This window comes from Ruegeria sp. CDSC042, from assembly GCF_059610745.1.
Genome location: NZ_JBXWOF010000024.1, coordinates 1 through 1,226, shown reverse-complemented (window position 1 = coordinate 1,226; position 1,226 = coordinate 1). Strand labels below are relative to the sequence as shown.

Sequence of the window (1,226 nt, the reverse complement as noted above, 5' to 3'; positions counted from 1 at the left end):
ATGGCAAAGGAAAAGTTTGAGCGTAATAAGCCGCACGTCAACATTGGCACGATTGGGCACGTTGACCACGGCAAGACGACGCTGACCGCAGCGATCACCAAGTATTTTGGTGACTTCAAAGCGTATGACCAGATTGACGGCGCGCCGGAAGAGAAGGCCCGCGGCATCACCATCTCGACGGCCCACGTGGAATACGAGACCGACGCGCGTCACTACGCCCACGTTGACTGCCCCGGCCACGCCGACTACGTCAAGAACATGATCACTGGTGCGGCGCAAATGGACGGCGCGATCCTGGTTGTGAACGCGGCTGACGGCCCGATGCCTCAGACCCGCGAGCACATTCTGCTGGGCCGCCAGGTTGGCATCCCGACCATGGTCGTGTTCATGAACAAAGTTGACCAGGTTGACGACGAAGAGCTGCTGGAGCTGGTTGAAATGGAAATCCGCGAGCTGCTGAGCTCGTATGATTACCCTGGCGACGACATTCCGATCATTGCCGGTTCGGCACTGGCCGCGATGGAAGGCAACAACCCGGAAATCGGCGAAGAATCGATCCGCAAGCTGATGGCTGCCGTGGACGAGTACATCCCGACGCCTGAGCGTGCTGTTGACCAGCCGTTCCTGATGCCGGTCGAAGACGTGTTCTCGATCTCGGGCCGTGGTACAGTTGTGACCGGTCGTGTTGAGCGTGGCGTGATCAATGTTGGCGACGAGATCGAAATCGTCGGCATCCGCGACACCAAGAAAACCACCTGTACCGGTGTTGAAATGTTCCGCAAGCTGCTGGATCGCGGCGAAGCGGGCGACAACATCGGCGCGCTGCTGCGTGGTATCGACCGTGAAGGTGTTGAGCGTGGCCAGGTTCTGTGTAAGCCGGGTTCGGTTACACCGCACACCAAGTTCGAAGCCGAAGCCTATATCCTGACCAAGGAAGAGGGTGGCCGTCACACGCCGTTCTTCGCGAACTACCGTCCGCAGTTCTACTTCCGTACAACTGACGTGACCGGCACCGTGACCCTGGCAGCTGGCACCGAGATGGTTATGCCCGGCGACAACGTGTCGTTCGAGGTTGAGCTGATCGCACCGATCGCGATGGAAAACGGCCTGCGTTTCGCCATCCGCGAAGGCGGCCGCACCGTCGGCGCCGGCGTTGTGTCGAAAATCGTCGAGTAATTCGCGCAAGCGAATGATCAAATGGAAAGGGCGCCCATCCGGCGCCCTTT

The 1,226-nt window shown here is 59.4% G+C and carries 1 protein-coding gene; it reads left to right on the top strand.

Annotated features, from left to right (window positions below):
* Positions 1–1,176: elongation factor Tu (tuf, locus tag AC2FHX_RS20980; protein ID WP_142640426.1), on the top strand; the 1,176-nt coding region annotated here is incomplete at its 5' end.
* Between the last annotated feature and the right edge of the window lie 50 nt (positions 1,177–1,226).